The organism is Evansella sp. AB-rgal1 (assembly GCF_041820985.1).
Lineage (GTDB): Bacteria > Bacillota > Bacilli > Bacillales > Salisediminibacteriaceae > Evansella.
Genome location: NZ_JBGUAU010000026.1, coordinates 16182 through 32330, shown reverse-complemented (window position 1 = coordinate 32330; position 16149 = coordinate 16182). Strand labels below are relative to the sequence as shown.

The following is a 16149-nucleotide window of genomic DNA, read 5'->3' as shown; positions in this document are numbered from 1 at the left end:
CGTTCCTAATGTAAAGAACCTGACCATTGATAATCCAAATGCCCCCACATAGTGGATGCTGTTTTGAATCGAATTTGTGCATCGGTTAGTGTTGTTGTATTTAAACGGATTGTGTGATTTGATGGCCGAGTTCTATGCCCTGTAACAACGACACTGCCATGTTCCGTTTCTCCAAAAACTCTGTTCCTTACTATTGTATACGTTACTGTTATGGGGTAACTTGAAGGAAATGCATGAGTTTGTCTACTTACTGTTAAATTTAAAGAGGCACTTGGTCTATTGATACTAAATCGACAATTGGAAAGAAATTCTCCAGCACCTCTACCCGAAAAATTCCAAGTACATAGTGTACTACTGTCTAAAGGACTAACGATGTTTTCTTGCTCTACTGCAAGGCCCTCTTTCAAAACTTTATAGTCGTTTGTTGATAGTGAGACAAAACCTATTATTACGTTCCAATCGTTGTTTACTAGAGATAAATGAAAAGGTACTTGTTCCATAGCACCGTTTTCAAACGATAATTGAGTGATAAACGTATAAGTGTCCTCATCAATTGGAGATGATTCTAATATTTTATACTCTACCAAACGATTTTTCATAAGATCCCTAGCATAACTTAACATCTGCTCCTCTTTTGTTGTGTAACGTAAATCAATGACATTATCTATTATGTTAGTAAGGTTTTGGTGTTCAACAGCAGATAAATAGATATGTAATTTTTGCTCTGCTTCCTTTTCAGCTGCTTCTACTTCCCCTCCGGAAAAACCTATCAATAACAATACTGCAAAAATGACAATCAATTTTTTCACTTTCATCCCTCCATCATTTGACTTTATTTTCATTATACCTATATTTTGAAAAATACCCAGTAAAAGTTATTTTTCGAAGTTTACTAACTTTCTGCGAAACTGATCCGATAGTAGTCGGGTCCGAGGAATTCGTCCATTATGCAGCACCATCTTTCTATTTATGGTGAAAAAAATGCTACTTTTCTAAATCAGATTCGTCTACTATGTATAGAGAGAGAAAATTGTAGGTGGTGTGTTTTTTGGATAATGAACAAAAACTTAATCAGTTGGAGGACTGGTATCGAACATATAGTGACGATATACATAGGTTTATTGTTTACATGATCCGTGATCGTGAACAAGCGAAAGACCTAATGCAAGATACATTTGTGAAAGCATATAGCAACTACGACTCTTTTTGGGGGGAGAATACGAAAAGCTGGTTATTTAGTATTGCGAGGAACCTAACTATTGATTATATGCGAAAAAAACGACCTATTTCTTATATAACAGAGTACTTTCATTCCATTCCTGATAACAATGAGTTATCTCCTGAACAGAGCGTTACTTTAAATGAACAAGAAAATGAATTTCTCTATTCTCTAGCTAAGTTGAAGCGACCTTATCGAGAAGTGATTATTTTACGAAGAATTCAAGAGATGTCCATCAAAGAAACTGCTACGATTCTTGGTTGGAGCGAGGGGAAAGTGAAAACCAATCTCAAGAGAGGGTTAGATTCTTTAGAAAAACAGATGAAAGAAGGAGGGGTTTTTAAGTGAGTCACTTTGATGGTAAAAATGAAATCGTGGAATCAATTAATAATAAAATGAAATTATCGGATTCAGAAAAAAATGAGATTTTTTCACAAATAAAAGATAGAATCCACCACAAAAAAAAGACAACTACATCAATGAGATATAAATACTACCTTACATTAGCAAGCGCTAGTTTCATTTTTCTTCTATTGCTTTTTCCTACTTTTTCCTCTTTTTTTCAAGATTCCTCTAGTGGGCAATGGGGTGGCGAAGTACCGAGTGAAGTGGTAGAAGTAGTGAACAAGTATTTTGAAGCTTTGGGTACAGGAGATATTGATACAGTTGTCCAGTATTCACATGATACAAGACATACGAATAAAGCTGAACAAAAAGTACATTATGCAAGAATTAATGAACCAACAACGGAGACAGAAATTTTAGAAATAAGGAGAGTAACGTCAGACGAGTATGAGGTAACTGCTCTTATTTTTGAAAATGATGAAGTATTAGAGCTACGTTTTCCTGTAAAAAAGATGGAGATTGGCTGGCAGGTTATTGTTGGTATGGATATTGTAAGAGAGTGAGAGTAGGCTTTATATTCGTTTTGGTATTAGTAACGGTTGTGTTAATAACTGGTTGTGGAACGAATGATTCACAAGTTGATGGTCCAACGATCATAGGGGAAGTTGTAGAAACTTTCACTTATGATAGTGAAAATGTAACGATTCGAGGTGATTTCACCGAACATAATATTACATCAGGAGATACAGTTGTTCTTCATCTTCGCGAATCAAAAATAATAGGCAAAAAAGGGGAAGAACTTACTCTGGAAGATGTAAATGAAAACGACAAAATAGAAGTATTATTACCTGAAATCATCTCTCTAAGTGATGAAGACCCCGTCATAATTGATAGGGTTATACAAATAAAAATAATAGATTACTAACGGAGGGTTACTAAATAAGGAGGGAGAGAAAAGTTGGAAGAAAACAAGGTGAAAAAACAGTTAATTATTGGGTGTGCTTTGTTTGGCACTTTAATACTATTGGGGAGTCTACAAGTTGTGTTTTCACCATTCGCTTTTGTCAGAGGTATATCTCTAATTACTGTTATAAGTTGTTCGGCTGGTGAGGTGCATTTATCAGAGAACTATTTATTTTAAAAGAGAAAAAACAAGCTAATAAATAAATATTCTTTTCCTTGATGAATAATAAATAGCTCTTTCCTACTGTATGAAAGGAAGCGTCAGTAAAACAAATAAATAGGATGTTGGAAGGCATGAAGATGTTCTTCGTGTCATTTTCTTTCATACGTTAAGAAAGTTTAACTTCGCTAAAGGATTAAAGTATAAGAAATACTAAGGCTTTCGCCATTAAAGACTTGGCGATATGCCAAGTTTATCTAATTAATACATTAGGATGCTAGAACAACTCTCAGAGAACAGATAAATGTTGTGCTTTTCCTATACCAATCTAAAAAAAACCAAGGGAGAAATAAAAAACCCCCTTGGTTTGTTTTTTCTACTTGTAAAAAATATAAATCAAATTATCACGAATCGAGCGTATGTTACCTTTTGTTTTTTCATGATTTTTGTTTTGAATTTAGTAACACAACTGTATTTAGCAGTACCTGTAAAACTACAGTTGTTACAGTCCACAGATGTAAATATTGGGTTCATATATAGTACTGGAGCGTTACTTATTGTTTTCTTACAAGTTCCGTTAATTAATCGTTTAAGTGAGGAGGTTGCTCCTACGAAATTGATTGCATTAGGCAGTATGTTTTTAACTGTCGGTCTAGTAATCATTGGTTTCACGCCAAATGTTGTTGGAATTTATGTGGGAGTCATTACGTTTACATTTGGTCAAATGTTCATACAACCGATGATGAGTAAGCAAATATCAGAAATAGCCCCGTTACCACTGATTGCCTCGTTTTTTGGATTCAACGGATTAGCGTTAGCGGTCGGTGGATTAATAGGTAATATCGTAGGAGGATTTTTGTATGATCTAGGTTTAAGTGGCTATCCAAGCGTGCCGTGGATTTGTTTTTGGAGGATTAGGATTGCTTGTGACGATTGCGTTACTACACCTCGGAAAAAAAGAGAGGGTTAAGGAAACAGGGGCGGCTTTCGTTCAAAAGGGATAAGTGTGCACAATGGACTTGTCCTTATGAAAGGCTCATAAGGACAAATCGGTTAAATATATTGTTCATATTGTCCTTATGACTAGTGTTAGGGGATTTGGCTTTAGGGAGTGGACTGCAGCGAATGGAAAACAAAATGGCGAAGTTACTAGATTATATTCTACATTTATCAAAAGAGGAATACGGTATGAATAAAGATTGACAATGGTCAAAATTGGTTTGGATATTTAAGGTTTGATGAATAATTACTCATAGGTTCTTGATCAGGTTTTGTACTTATCGCATAAACCCGTGGTGTATTTACCTACTAAATTTGTTAGTTATTTTGGTAGGTGTTTTTTTATTGATTTATTTTTCATTTCAAATTGAAAAAACAAAGAAAATCCATAGATAAAAAATCGATGTTATTTGGTATTTTATGTTAAAATTTAACGTGTACTAAGTTTTATAAAGATGATTTTGTAAAGTGATGAGGAGAGTTTTTTTACAAGATTTAGAGATTGTTATTAAACTATCAGGAGGTCTTAGGAAGAGTGGGGACCGTGTGGTTTTCTAATTTATAACATTTGATAGATGAGGAGGTTTTTTCTTTGGGAACTGTTTATTCGTCAATACTTCCAGATCACGAAGAATTTATAAGGAAACAACGGATTTTTTTCGTCGGTTCAGCACCGTTATCAGAAGACGGTAATGTTAACATTTCACCAAAAGGTCATGATGTATTTAGAATACTTTCTGCGAATGAGGTAGCTTACTTAGATTTAACTGGTAGTGGAAATGAAACAAGTGCACACATAAATGAAAATGGAAGAATTACTTTTATGTTTTTAGCTTTCGAAGGTCCTCCTATGATTTTACGGCTATATGGAAGCGGTAATGTAGTATTACCTAGCTCACCAGAATGGGATGATTTGGTTCAACATTTTGATATCCTTCCTGGTGCTCGTCAAATTATTCAAGCAAAGATTGAAACGGTAAAAACATCATGTGGATTTAGTGTACCCTTCTTTTCATACGATGGTGAACGAGATACTCTTCAGCAATGGGCTTCTAATAAAAGTGAACATGAGTTAGAGGAATATCGTAAGAAGAAAAATTCAATTAGTATGGATGGGATAGTTACACCGATTGGAGAAGGTGTAGTTAACTCGAAGAATGTTGAATAATCCACTGAACGGGTGCAGTATCAGAAGCGGGGATGGCTCTTATTATAGTTAAGAGTATTAATCTTGAATAACAAGCTTTCAAGAATGAGGTGGAAAATGGACAATCGTTGGAATGAAATAATATATAAAATTTGGTCCCCTATGTACGATAAGTTCTTTAATTCGGGGAAGTTTTTGGAAGCTCGAAAACAAATATTTCAAGGGAACATGTTTACTAATCATCAAAATATACTTTTTGTGGGTGTTGGAACAGGAGCAGATTTGGAGCTAATCAACCATAGGGAGTTAAATATCACTGCAATAGACTACTCGAATGAAATGCTAGAAAAGGCAAAAGATAAATTTAAAGATTCCTCAATACATTTTTTTAAAATGGATGCTCAAAATATGAGTTTTAATGATAATCAATTTGATGTTGTGGTGGGAAGTCTTGTCTTATCTGTTGTTCCTGACACAGATAAATGTTTCAAAGAAATGATAAGAGTGTTAATACCCAATGGAAAGATTATCATTTTTGATAAATTTTCACCTAAAGGAAAGAAACTTTCCCCTTTGAAGAAAGTGATTAGACCTATCATCAAGCTGCTAGGTACCGATATTGGTGTAAGCTTTGAGAGATTGTATGAGGATAATAAAGAGGCCGTATTTGTTCAAGAGGATACTCCAATAATGTTTAATGGTATGTATAGAAAGATAGTTATTAATAAAAGTATATAAATTGTTTCAACTAAAAGGTGCAATCCTTTAAGATGCAGGGAGTGCTCTTTTCTTATTGAAATAAGAGAAGGGTTGTGGATGAAGAAGTTAGTGGAGGGATTATGTTGAAAGAAACGACTGATACAAATGAGTTTTCTAAAACTATAGAAGCGGTTAATAATCTAACAGAAGAGGATGCCAAATCATTGTTGAAAATAATATATGGATTTGTTAATACTGCTATGACGGGAAATGGCGGAGACAAGGTGAAGTTAGAAGTTGTACATAATCTATCAGATATTTATAATCGTATTCAAGATTTAAACGAGTTAAGGAATAAATAGAAGTCCTAAAAAACGATGTAATCAATTTGTTAATGATAAACAATCTGGATACCAGAGGAACGAGTTATTGTAGAAATAGGTAGTTAAAACAGATCTTATATTGATGAACATACATAGAGAGGTGAAATCCCAGTGATACATCAAATGGGTTTATATGGTGAGTATTTTGATTCGATTAAAAAGGGTAAGAAAAAGGTTGAAGTACGCTTGAATGATGAAAAAAGAAGAAAAATAGAAGTTGGAGATTCTATTAAATTTATAAAAGTTCCCGAACAAGATGAAACTTTGCAAGTTCAAGTAAGTGACCTTAAAATATACGATACGTTTGAAGCAATGTATGAGGAAATTCCTTTTCAAGATTTTGATTGTGAAGGCTGGACAATGCAAGAAATGATAGCTGGAACATATCAAATATATACACCAGAACAAGAAAAGAAATGGGGTACATTAGCAATTTTTATAAAATACTAGATCAAATGTTACTCCTACCTTAATGGAAAAAATATCAAAATGTCCTTAAGAATTAAGGTGATATTCATCAGAAACCAATTCGGTGGGGATAGTATGTTTATACATAAAATATTGATGACTTATGGTTAAAATAAATAGAATTAAGATATGAGAGTTGTAATGTTTGCAGCTCTTTTTTTGTACCTAAAAACTGGAAAATCATGTTAAAATAAAGTAGGTGATGGTGTAAAAAGCAATGTGTATGGTTTAACCGCACGAATCAGTTTGCTCTTGTTAAGGTGCATTGGCTGAAAAAAAGTAAATGTCAAGAATGGGAGAGATATTCTTATGATACCTAAGCAATTAATGATTTATATCTTAATAGGTGGTGGAATCGGTTTATTTTTCGGAGGTTTATGGAACGGAATAAGTGCAATGGTGTTAATATGGATTGCTATGAGATTGGAGTATTTTATTCGAACTTATGAGAAGAAAAATTTTGAATCATAGCAAAAGGCTTATTTTATTTTTAATAGTAGTTAGCAGGGATATATTGAGTAAGAAATCTTTATTGTTAGAAGAGATTTTGAGTTCAAACAAGCACTAATGGAGAGCTTTAATAGAAAGAGATGTTGTGATCCGATGAAGGAGATCATAGTCAATAAAGACACAAGGATCTAAAATATTAGGAATGAAGAATCTTCTCAACCACTCTTTGTTCCTTTTTATATTTGATTTAGTGCATAGAATATATCTATAATTTTCAGTTTCTACCTTACTGTGAATATTAAAAAGCTCTTAAGGTCTTTTTTTTGAAAAGATATTCTTGACATGTAACGCTATTATGTATTACTATATACCGGTAGTTAGTAATACTGAATATCTGTAATACCGAGTACTTGTTCTACAGAGCTTCTGAATAAATAGAGCGAAATACGATTGGAGATGGAAATTTGGAAAATATTACGGAAATGCTGAAAGGAGTCCTTGAGGGATGTGTGCTTGAAATTATCAGCCGTGGCGAAACTTATGGCTATGAAATCACGCAACAGCTGCGAGATCTTGGTTTCACTGATGTAGTGGAAGGCACAGTTTATACGATTACCATGCGCCTTGAGAAGCATAATTTGGTGAACATTGAGAAAAAGCCATCCAGTATGGGACCTCCGAGGAAATTTTACACACTGAACGAAGCAGGTCAAAAGCATCTTAATAACTTTTGGGGAAAATGGGAATTTGTCTCAAGTAAGATTAACGAACTCAAAACAAATAAAAAATTAAAAGGAGATGTATTATGAGTATTATTGAAAAAATTATCGGAAGTATGGATGACAAGCGGGAATGGAAGGCGATGGAAACTCGTGCGAAGAAACTTCCAAGTGAGTACCTCAATGCATACAAAGCTATCCAAAAATATATGTGGACTACTGGTGGTCTTTCCGAATGGAAGGATATTCATCGTATTTTTAGCGGTATTCTCGACCTCTTCGAAGAAGGTGCCGCAGAAGGCAAGAAAGTCATTGATCTTACAGGCGAGGACGTAGCAGCTTTTTGTGATGAACTAGTGAAAAACACGGAAACTTGGATGGACAAATATCGATCAAAGTTGAACGATACGATTGGTCGTGGCTAATGGAAAAATCTCATTAAAAGTTTTTGAGCAGTTGTTTTGAATTAACGTGCTGGTGTGTCGAAGAGGAGTAACTTTTTGACACACCGTATTTGTCATTTTTCAAAACAGTCCGCAGTTCCAGTTCTTTCTTCCTTATAATTAGTACAACAACTTTCCTCGGAGGTGAGAATCCAATTATTGAAAGCGTTTTCCTAAATCGGGTGCGTAACACGAGATGGAGATTTGAAGATGAAAAAGGTAGTCATACAAGCGTTAATCGTTTTACTCGTGTCTCTGAAACTTACTTCGTAATATAGGCGTCTAATCTAAACAAAGGTATTGTTCGTGGCGCACCCCGTTTCTTGCATTATGTGATACATATTCAGAGTGGAGGTACAATCAATGAAAAGATTATCTTGCTTTATTCTCATATTCGTTTTTCTAATTGGTTGTAATAGTGAAGTGGTAACAAATAGTTCTAGTCGTAGTAACGACTCTCCCTCAGAAATTTATGTGGAAGGTTTGAAGAATGTGGATGTTCTCAATGTTCATGGAAGTGTGGAAGGTTTGGATAGAATGATGAGTTTCTATGATGATGTAAAAAATGGAGTAAACTCCGATTTACGAGTTGTACATTACACGATTGAGGGTGATCCTCTAGTAACAGATTTACATTATAAAGAAGGAACTTTGGAAGTTACGAATGATTATTCACGAGATAAATTCGGTAGCGGTGAAATTATAAGTGATACATGCGGAAAACTTGTTGAGGAAGTGAATCCTACCAATACAACTTATATTGCGGTGGAATGTGCTGGTGGTTTTGATGGGATGCATCAAATCTTACAAATAGAGTACAATATGCATCATCAAGATCGTTTGGAGTTGGAATTGAGATATGGAGTAAATTTGGAGAACGAAATAAATACAGTAACAAACACTTTGGAAAAAGAAATTAGTGAAAATGAAATAGTAATAGAAACGGACTTTCGATTAGTTCCGACTGTCAAACAAGAAGTATATAGAAAACTAGTTTTTGCAAATTACTTAGCTGATAAAGAGTTTAGTAACTCATGTGGTACAGAAGAAACAATACAGTATTATCTAAAAGTACACATAAACAGTGGAAGTCGTGAATTTGATTGGAGTGCATGTGATCAAAGTGTGGATGGCGAGAAGTTTACAGATATTGCAACCCACCTCATCGAACAATCGAAAAACAATCAAGATATACAACAGGAAGTCACCATTCAAGGCTATGTGTTAGAAAGTGCAGATAACGAAATGCTCATTGGGGAAGGCCTTACGATGCTAGATTATCAGTGGGTGAAGGAAGAATTGAGACATATTGATTTTACTAACTATATTTTTGACTTTATTATCTTAACAGGATGGAATGGAGAAGAATTTCATCCTGGTGATAAAGTATATGTATCAGTAGAAGAATACCTAAGCGGTTTTCAACCACGAAGAGCAAAAGTGAAAGAAATAAAGAAATTGGAATTGTATTAATTATTACTGTGATTTGGGTTGAGAAAGGTGGTCATTTGCCTATTTTACTTGTGAAAAAGCAAGTTCTATTGAGTTGGCTTTAAATCTTCATACACTTCCATTTCTTTCGTTTCGCAAAACGAAGGAAGCAGTGAGAACCGTCCCCGCTGCTTCCCCGCTGCTTCCAAGGAACATTTTTTCTTATTCATCACGTTTCTCTATCGATTTCTTCGCTTTTTCTTTCTCTTCCTTTTTTTCTTTGCTTTTTTTCTGCTCCATCTTCAGTTGTGCTTTTAATGCAGCATTTTCTTCTTTTAAGCGAAACTTTTCTTCTTTTAGCTTTAATTTCTCTTCTTTCATCTTCAAGCGGTTTATCTTATCTTGATAAAGGATGGAATGTTCTCTAGCTAGTTCTTTAAATAACGCAAATATCATTAGGATTAAAACAAATGTAAATGGTAATGCCGCAATAATTGCTGCTGTTTGCAAGGCATCGAGACCACCAGAAGCAAGTAAAACTGCAGCAGCCGAAGACTGGATCACACCCCATGTAAATTTCACAGAATTAGGGGGCGTTAAGCTTCCGTTCGTTGTTTGCATCCCTAATACAAAGGTGGCAGAGTCTGCTGATGTGACAAAGAAGGAACAAATAAGGAAAATAGCAATAATGGAAATGAACGTGCTTAACGGGAATTGCTGTAATACAGAAAATAACGCAACTTCCATCCCACTTGTTTCAATAATCTCCATTATTCCAACATTGTCAAACATGTCTAGTGAGATAGCTGTTCCACCAAACACAGAGAACCAAAGAGCACTGAACAAAGTTGGTACTGCTAGGACACCTAATACAAATTCACGAATGGTACGTCCGCGCGAAACTCTGGCAATAAATGTTCCTACAAATGGTGCCCACGAAATCCACCATGCCCAATAGAAGATTGTCCATCCTTGAACCCATGTTTTCTCCGAATCAAACGGATCCATTCGTAGGCTCATACTCAAGATGTTTTGCAAGTAGTTACCTAATGTTTGGGTGAAAGCTCCCATGATGTAGGTGGTAGGTCCAAGGAAAAGAACGAATAACATAAGTGATATAGCTAAGTAAACGTTCGTTTTACTCAGGATTCTAATTCCTCGATCTAACCCCGTTTGGGCAGAGATCATATATAAAATGGTAATAACAATGATGATAATTAATTGGGTTGCAAAAGAGTTTGGAATGGATCCACTTAGTTCTGATAATCCTCCAGAAATTTGCAATGTACCAAACCCAAGAGAAGTGGCAACACCGAAAATAGTGGCAAAGACGACTAATACATTAACAAGTGTTCCGATAATTCCATCTACTCGATCACCTAAAATGGGACGTAACGTATTGCTAATTACTCCAGAATAGTCTTTTCGGAACTGGAAGTAAGCTAATGCAAGTGCGACCATTGCATAAATCGCCCACGGATGTAATCCCCAGTGGAAAAACGAATATCGTAACGCTTGTCCAGCAGCCTGAAACTCTGTCAAATTGTCATTCGGAGGTAAATAAAAATGGTACATTGGCTCCGCTACACCCCAGAATACTAAACCAATTCCCATCCCAGCTGTGAATAAAAACGCAAACCAAGTGATGTAATTGTATTCTGGTTCTTCATCAGGCTTTCCTAATTTGATTCTTCCATATGGGCTAAAAACCAAAAAGATAGCAACGGCTAAAAAAGCAGTGGCGGACAATAAGTAAAACCAGCCAAATTTTTCTGTAATAAAACCTTGAATAGAACTCGTTACAGAATTTAGGTTACCGGGCGCAATGACACCCCACAAAATAAAAATAATTGCCAATATAGCAGAGATATAAAATACAGTTGTTAATTTTTTCACCAAATTTCCCCTTTGTACAAGATATTTAAATAAACTTCTAAACTAGCAGTTATTTTGCAGATTTTTCTATTATACGACATTTTTCAACGCATCTCCAATGAAGAGTTGGGGAGAGTTAAGTCTTCTATATGTATATCTTTTTGAATCTTGACATGTAATGTCCTGAGTGAGAGATTTTTATCAAACTCGTGAAATTTCTCGTGAAACAAGATGTTTCGGGTGGTGCCAGACACTCCAACCCTAAATAGTAGTTTTCTATATACAACCCAATGTGAAATGAAAATTTCACAAATCCCTTCATAGTCAAAAAACACAGGAAATTAAATGAAATCAAAGTAAATGACGTTCAATAGAATGTTTTACCAATGTAGCATCTTCAATGATTCATTTGGTGTCAATCCATGTGTATTGGAATATTGCAAAAAAAGAGACAAGGGAGCAATGGAGCCTATGAACCTTGAACCTATGAACTTTCTTTTATTTACCTTTCTTACGTCTAGTGAAACGAAACAAGTACGAGAACGGACTCTACTGCTTCCAAGCGTCTCTTATGTTAAACTACATACTATAAGAAGCCTTTTGTAAATTATGAGAAAAGTTACTTCGGAAAGTCTATCAATTCCTACATTTGATAGAGGTATTTCAAAAAGTAAGAGGACGGTTTTTATCAACAAGAACCATCCCCTTGTTTTTCAAGAACACAAGAAAATAAGGAGGTAACATATGAACAATCAGAAACCAACTATTGAAGGAGCATGGGCAGACCCGTTTATACTGAAGGATGGGGAAGATTATTATTTGTATCCTACAAAGGACAGTGATGGGTGGTTATATGAAAAGTTCCATGTGTTTCATAGTAAAGATTTGAAAAATTGGGATGGACCATACTTAGCATTAGATTTAAACGATGTATCTTGGGCTAATTCGAGAGCGTGGGCACCTGGAATAAATAAATACAATGGAAAATATTATATGTATTTTACCGCAGAGCAACAAATAGGTGTAGCTGTTTCGGATACCCCGTTAGGTCCATTTAAAGATATGTTAGGAAAACCTTTAATTCAGAAAAATGAGTATGACTGCCAAAGTATTGATGCAGATTTGTTTATTGATGAGGACAATCAACCATACTTGTTGTGGGGCCAAGGGAAGTGCTGGATTGTACCGTTAGAGGAAGATATGCATACGTTTAAAGAGGATCCTATTCCTTTATCTCATCAAATCTATAAACAGCGTGGAAAAGATGCCTCTATCTTTGATAGTGGAGTATATAACGAAGGACCACACTTGCAAAAAATAAATGGAACGTACTACTTAACTTGGAGCAATTATGACACACGCGATCCAAGGTATCAAATTTGTTATGCCACAAGCAACCATGTTTTCGGACCTTATGAAGTGCCAACAGATAATAGAGTAACCCAACCATCCGAAAGGCATTTTGGTACAGGACATGCATCCATGACTACACATGGCGATGACTGGTACTTGGTTTATCATAGACTGATAGATCCTAACAGCACACTTCTCCGTGAAACATGCATAAGTAAGATCGATTGGATTGATGGAAAACCTGTTGTGGATGTAGATAAAACGATTGGGGAATAAAATTTCAAGGAAGCACTGAGAACCGTTCCCACTGCTTTCTCATGTTAAAAAACTGGCCGATTTATTTTTGCCAGAACATGAAAATATGGCCTATAGGGTAAATGCTTCCTCTATAGGCCATATTTCATTATCCTCTTATTGTAGTGCTTCCATTAGATCATTAACCTCTCCAGTTAAAATCACTTTTGCGTTAGAGGATATGTGGTTTTGTAAATCCTCGTTATTCATTTGGTTTAGGAATTTTTCTAAATGTTCAACAGCTTCTGTGTTTCTTCCATTTTGGAAATGGTGCTGTACTTGTCTTGCCGTATTTGTAAGTTGTCTTACAAGTGGTCCTGTTAGTTCATCTGTTTCTGAATAGTGATCAATTAAGCTTTGAATATTATTAGTATCCATCATTGTAAGCATCCAATGCTGAGGAGCCCATTTACTAGCTTGAGTAGCACTTCCGAAGCTATGGTCTCCGTTTCGAGGATACCAAGCAGCAACATTGGTTAAGTATTCTCCATCATCTTCATGGTCTACTTCGAGTGCTAAATTAATATCCTTCATTCCAATTCTATGGTAACCCCACCCCATATCATCTAAATACCATTGCTGTAGATCGTTGTCTGTATCCTTACATGGAGTAGTTTGGACATTGGTACGATCTAGACCAGAGTTATTCTCAAGTTCTAAACAATATTTCCCCCCACTGGCCATGCTTTGAAGCTGGAAGAATCCATCATATTCCTTGTTTAATTTCCATGTTTGTTGAACAGAAGCATCACAATCTATTTGAATGACATTACCGTCGTTCGCAACGGCAAGACATTTGTTTGTTTCTTCATTCTTAATTTCATAACTAAGACCATCTTGGATATTGTAATGACCTGGATCTGAAAAATATGGCCAATTGTCATGCCATTGCATTTCTCTTATTCCCATTCTTGTTTGCGGCATGTATCCATGATAAACCATAAAATACGAATCATCTTCTACAAAAACATCTGGACCTCCAGGAGCACGGTATAATCCACCTGGCGTAATTCCATGAGCGGTGTATCTATGATTCAAAATAATATTTCCTCCCCCTTCTGTGAGAGGAGTTCCCGTTTTATCAACATATGGACCATTGATGTTTTCGGATCTACCTACGACAATTTTGTAAGTGTTGTCGTTGGCATTAGCTCGGCAGCACCAATCCCAGCCGGATAATAAATAATAATAGTCTCCTCGCTTAAATATAGCGGGTCCCTCTATTCTATTATAATTTGGATTGGTAACAGGGAAACGTTCACTTCCACGATGTGCAATTGTATAAATATCTCCTGTAGTTTCCACCATGTTGTCCTTAAGTCTTTGAATCATAATTCCATCAAAGTGAGAGCCCCATACAATCCACCAGTGGCCATCGTTGTCTTGAAGAATAGCGGGATCAATAGCATTGTGAGTTTCTCCGTTACCAGAAGCACCAGAACTAATAATGGCTTGGCCGTGATCTACCCAACTATCTAAATCACCTGGTGTTTCCGTATAAGCAACCCCAATCGCAGAATTATTTGTACCGAAATTAGAAACGGAATAGTACATATAGAACGTGTCACCAACCTTATGAACATGAGGTGCCCATGTCGTTCCCCTTGAAACATCATAAGTCCATTCTGGTTTATCAAATCTACCAAACCGTTCCCATGGTCCTTCCATTCCGTTTTCAGATCGGAAAGCCCATTGATGGGTTGAAAATGCATAGTAAGTATCTCCGTCTTTAAATAAAGTTGGATCGTGGGTGCTAATATTTCCCGAAAGAGGAATTTTATCTGTTTGAGGGTGGAAAGGAATACCAGCCTCCAAGATAGCGCTTACATTAAAGTCGTTAGTTTCTTGATATTCTTCGGAAAACACGGCATTAGTCGAAACCCATAGAGTCAGCAATACTAAAATCGATAATCCTGAAATCCCTAGCCATTTAATCGTAGTTTTTTCGTTTTGGATCATATCATCTGATCTCCTTCCCTTTTTTCAATCAAGAATAAACGAACATGGACAGGTTACCGTATGCTAGTAACTAGTAGTTAAATTCTTGTCTGATAGCATCTCCTCCTTTACTAAATGATTAATGAAAACCTCTTGCTGAAATAATGTGAAAGTGATAAATTAATCATTATAGGTATGATGAATTTACTAAAAATACATCATACGTATTATGTTTAGAATTGTAGCTGACACAATTATTTATTTCAAGAAAATTTAAACAATTTAGAATATTTAATGCGTTAGTCCTATGAATATATTGATAATATTGAACCATGACTTACTAGAATTGAATGGTATTAAATGTTTTTAAGGTATACAAATTTTTTGATGAGGTGAATAGTATGGGTACATTGTCATATGAGAAGGTGTATGAAGCTATTAAAGAGAAAATTAAAGGGGGAGTATGGAAACCTGGGGACCAAATCCCCACAATTCCTCAGTTGTCTAAGGAAACTGGTGTTGGTATTTCCTCGGTAAGGGAAGCGATTAGAATTTTGGCGAAACAAGGGATTCTAAAAATTGAACAAGGCAGAGGTACTTATGTTTTACAAGACTTCGAGGGAGATGATCCATCCTCCCGACTGGATTTCTTGGAAAAAGCCACTATGAAGCAATTGACGGAAGCTCGGTTAGTTATCGAACCAGAATTGGCCGCACTAGCTGCCAAAAATGCTTCAGCATCTGATGTGGTCGAAATCAAAGAGGCAGCAGAAGAAATGCAATTAAAAGTTAAAAGAAATCAGGATTTCTTTCATGAGGATATAAAATTTCATTATAAGATAGCTGTTTCAGCAAATAATATCATTCTTCAGCAAATGCTTGAAACCATGTCCGATTTATTAGCAGACAGCCGTCGGATGACGATGAAGGTAAAGAAGATGAACGATAAGGCAGCCTATTACCATATGCTAATAGCCGAAGCTATCGAGGACCGAAACCCCATCCAAGCAAGAAACTTAATGCACTCTCATATATCAGATATTTTGAATGATATGGAAAAAAAGGAATTCTTCAAGCGTGATAAGGAGAAAGAGATTCAGTGATTCCTCTACTGAACTCTCCTCCTTCTTCATTAAGGAAATAAGAATGGGGAAATTATTTTAAGATTTACATAAAAACGAGTTAGGTATTAATCACTTTTTATTTTAATACATCCTTAGGAACTAGTTTCTATTAAAAATTCAAAAAATTCAAAATAATATA

Annotated in this window: 18 protein-coding genes; 15 read left to right on the top strand and 3 right to left on the bottom strand. The window is 35.5% G+C overall.

Annotated features, from left to right (window positions below):
• Positions 1 to 5: 5 nt before the first annotated feature.
• Entirely contained in the window at positions 6 to 809 is an 804-nt protein-coding gene (locus ACERII_RS19315) for a hypothetical protein (RefSeq protein WP_373644484.1), read from the bottom strand.
• A gap of 239 nt (positions 810 to 1048) precedes the next feature.
• Here ACERII_RS19315 and ACERII_RS19310 point away from each other — a divergent pair, with 239 nt between their 5' ends.
• The 13 genes from ACERII_RS19310 (at position 1049) to ACERII_RS19250 (ending at position 9468) form a co-directional block, all read left to right on the top strand.
• Positions 1049 to 1567 carry an RNA polymerase sigma factor gene (locus tag ACERII_RS19310; RefSeq protein ID WP_373644483.1) on the top strand — a complete coding sequence of 173 codons (519 nt, stop codon included), beginning with the start codon at positions 1049 to 1051 and terminating at the stop codon, positions 1565 to 1567.
• The gene (locus ACERII_RS19305; protein ID WP_373644481.1) at positions 1564 to 2127 is read left to right on the top strand and encodes a hypothetical protein; all 564 of its coding nucleotides are present in this window, start codon (positions 1564 to 1566) and stop codon (positions 2125 to 2127) included. Before ACERII_RS19310 ends, ACERII_RS19305 begins: the two co-directional genes overlap by 4 nt.
• Positions 2124 to 2489, top strand: coding sequence for a hypothetical protein (locus ACERII_RS19300; protein WP_373644479.1), 366 nt, complete (start codon positions 2124 to 2126; stop codon positions 2487 to 2489). Before ACERII_RS19305 ends, ACERII_RS19300 begins: the two co-directional genes overlap by 4 nt.
• Positions 2490 to 2522: 33 nt before the next feature.
• Complete coding sequence (locus ACERII_RS19295; RefSeq protein WP_373644478.1) at positions 2523 to 2705, top strand: hypothetical protein; 183 nt, start codon at positions 2523 to 2525, stop codon at positions 2703 to 2705.
• Between the two features lie 286 nt (positions 2706 to 2991).
• Complete coding sequence (locus ACERII_RS19290) at positions 2992 to 3657, top strand: MFS transporter (protein WP_373644476.1); 666 nt, start codon at positions 2992 to 2994, stop codon at positions 3655 to 3657.
• A 621-nt stretch (positions 3658 to 4278) separates the two neighbouring features.
• Complete coding sequence (locus ACERII_RS19285) at positions 4279 to 4854, top strand: pyridoxamine 5'-phosphate oxidase family protein (RefSeq protein ID WP_373644474.1); 576 nt, start codon at positions 4279 to 4281, stop codon at positions 4852 to 4854.
• 96 nt (positions 4855 to 4950) lie between these two features.
• Positions 4951 to 5571 carry a class I SAM-dependent methyltransferase gene (locus tag ACERII_RS19280; RefSeq protein WP_373644556.1) on the top strand — a complete coding sequence of 207 codons (621 nt, stop codon included), beginning with the start codon at positions 4951 to 4953 and terminating at the stop codon, positions 5569 to 5571.
• Positions 5572 to 5645: 74 nt separating this feature from the next.
• Positions 5646 to 5894 carry a hypothetical protein gene (locus tag ACERII_RS19275; protein ID WP_373644472.1) on the top strand — a complete coding sequence of 83 codons (249 nt, stop codon included), beginning with the start codon at positions 5646 to 5648 and terminating at the stop codon, positions 5892 to 5894.
• Positions 5895 to 6026: 132 nt separating this feature from the next.
• Entirely contained in the window at positions 6027 to 6365 is a 339-nt protein-coding gene (locus ACERII_RS19270) for an ASCH domain-containing protein (RefSeq protein WP_373644470.1), read from the top strand.
• Positions 6366 to 6692: 327 nt separating this feature from the next.
• Positions 6693 to 6854, top strand: a complete 162-nt coding sequence (locus ACERII_RS19265; RefSeq protein WP_373644469.1) for a hypothetical protein — start codon at positions 6693 to 6695, stop codon at positions 6852 to 6854.
• A gap of 443 nt (positions 6855 to 7297) precedes the next feature.
• Positions 7298 to 7642 (top strand): PadR family transcriptional regulator, encoded by a 345-nt coding sequence (locus tag ACERII_RS19260; RefSeq protein WP_373644467.1) that lies wholly within the window; start codon positions 7298 to 7300, stop codon positions 7640 to 7642.
• Complete coding sequence (locus ACERII_RS19255; protein ID WP_373644465.1) at positions 7639 to 7977, top strand: DUF1048 domain-containing protein; 339 nt, start codon at positions 7639 to 7641, stop codon at positions 7975 to 7977. The genes ACERII_RS19260 and ACERII_RS19255 overlap by 4 nt, the downstream gene beginning before the upstream one ends.
• 381 nt (positions 7978 to 8358) lie before the next feature.
• Positions 8359 to 9468, top strand: a complete 1110-nt coding sequence (locus tag ACERII_RS19250; RefSeq protein ID WP_373644464.1) for a DUF4362 domain-containing protein — start codon at positions 8359 to 8361, stop codon at positions 9466 to 9468.
• Between the two features lie 180 nt (positions 9469 to 9648).
• On the opposite strand, the gene ACERII_RS19245 is transcribed toward ACERII_RS19250, so the two are convergent.
• On the bottom strand, positions 9649 to 11322 hold the full coding sequence (locus tag ACERII_RS19245; RefSeq protein ID WP_373644462.1) for a glycine betaine uptake BCCT transporter: 1674 nt from the start codon (positions 11320 to 11322) through the stop codon (positions 9649 to 9651).
• A 723-nt stretch (positions 11323 to 12045) separates the two neighbouring features.
• Here ACERII_RS19245 and ACERII_RS19240 point away from each other — a divergent pair.
• Positions 12046 to 12930 (top strand): family 43 glycosylhydrolase, encoded by an 885-nt coding sequence (locus ACERII_RS19240; RefSeq protein ID WP_373644460.1) that lies wholly within the window; start codon positions 12046 to 12048, stop codon positions 12928 to 12930.
• 135 nt (positions 12931 to 13065) lie between these two features.
• Here the strand turns inward: ACERII_RS19240 and ACERII_RS19235 are convergent, their stop codons facing one another.
• Complete coding sequence (locus tag ACERII_RS19235; protein ID WP_373644459.1) at positions 13066 to 14907, bottom strand: family 43 glycosylhydrolase; 1842 nt, start codon at positions 14905 to 14907, stop codon at positions 13066 to 13068.
• 380 nt (positions 14908 to 15287) lie between these two features.
• Between ACERII_RS19235 and ACERII_RS19230 the strand changes: the two genes are divergently transcribed.
• Entirely contained in the window at positions 15288 to 15989 is a 702-nt protein-coding gene (locus ACERII_RS19230) for a FadR/GntR family transcriptional regulator (protein WP_373644457.1), read from the top strand.
• Positions 15990 to 16149 lie beyond the last annotated feature (160 nt).

What these genes read in the sequence shown, in the direction of transcription:
- ACERII_RS19290 (WP_373644476.1), top strand. Translation starts at nt 2,992, where the DNA reads ATGTTGTGCTTTTCCTATACCAATCTAAAAAAAACCAAGGGAGAAATA.
- ACERII_RS19280 (WP_373644556.1), top strand. Translation starts at nt 4,951, where the DNA reads ATGGACAATCGTTGGAATGAAATAATATATAAAATTTGGTCCCCTATG.
- ACERII_RS19265 (WP_373644469.1), top strand. Translation starts at nt 6,693, where the DNA reads ATGATACCTAAGCAATTAATGATTTATATCTTAATAGGTGGTGGAATC.
- ACERII_RS19255 (WP_373644465.1), top strand. Translation starts at nt 7,639, where the DNA reads ATGAGTATTATTGAAAAAATTATCGGAAGTATGGATGACAAGCGGGAA.
- ACERII_RS19250 (WP_373644464.1), top strand. Translation starts at nt 8,359, where the DNA reads ATGAAAAGATTATCTTGCTTTATTCTCATATTCGTTTTTCTAATTGGT.
- ACERII_RS19240 (WP_373644460.1), top strand. Translation starts at nt 12,046, where the DNA reads ATGAACAATCAGAAACCAACTATTGAAGGAGCATGGGCAGACCCGTTT.
- ACERII_RS19235 (WP_373644459.1), bottom strand. Translation starts at nt 14,907, where the DNA reads ATGATCCAAAACGAAAAAACTACGATTAAATGGCTAGGGATTTCAGGA.
- ACERII_RS19230 (WP_373644457.1), top strand. Translation starts at nt 15,288, where the DNA reads ATGGGTACATTGTCATATGAGAAGGTGTATGAAGCTATTAAAGAGAAA.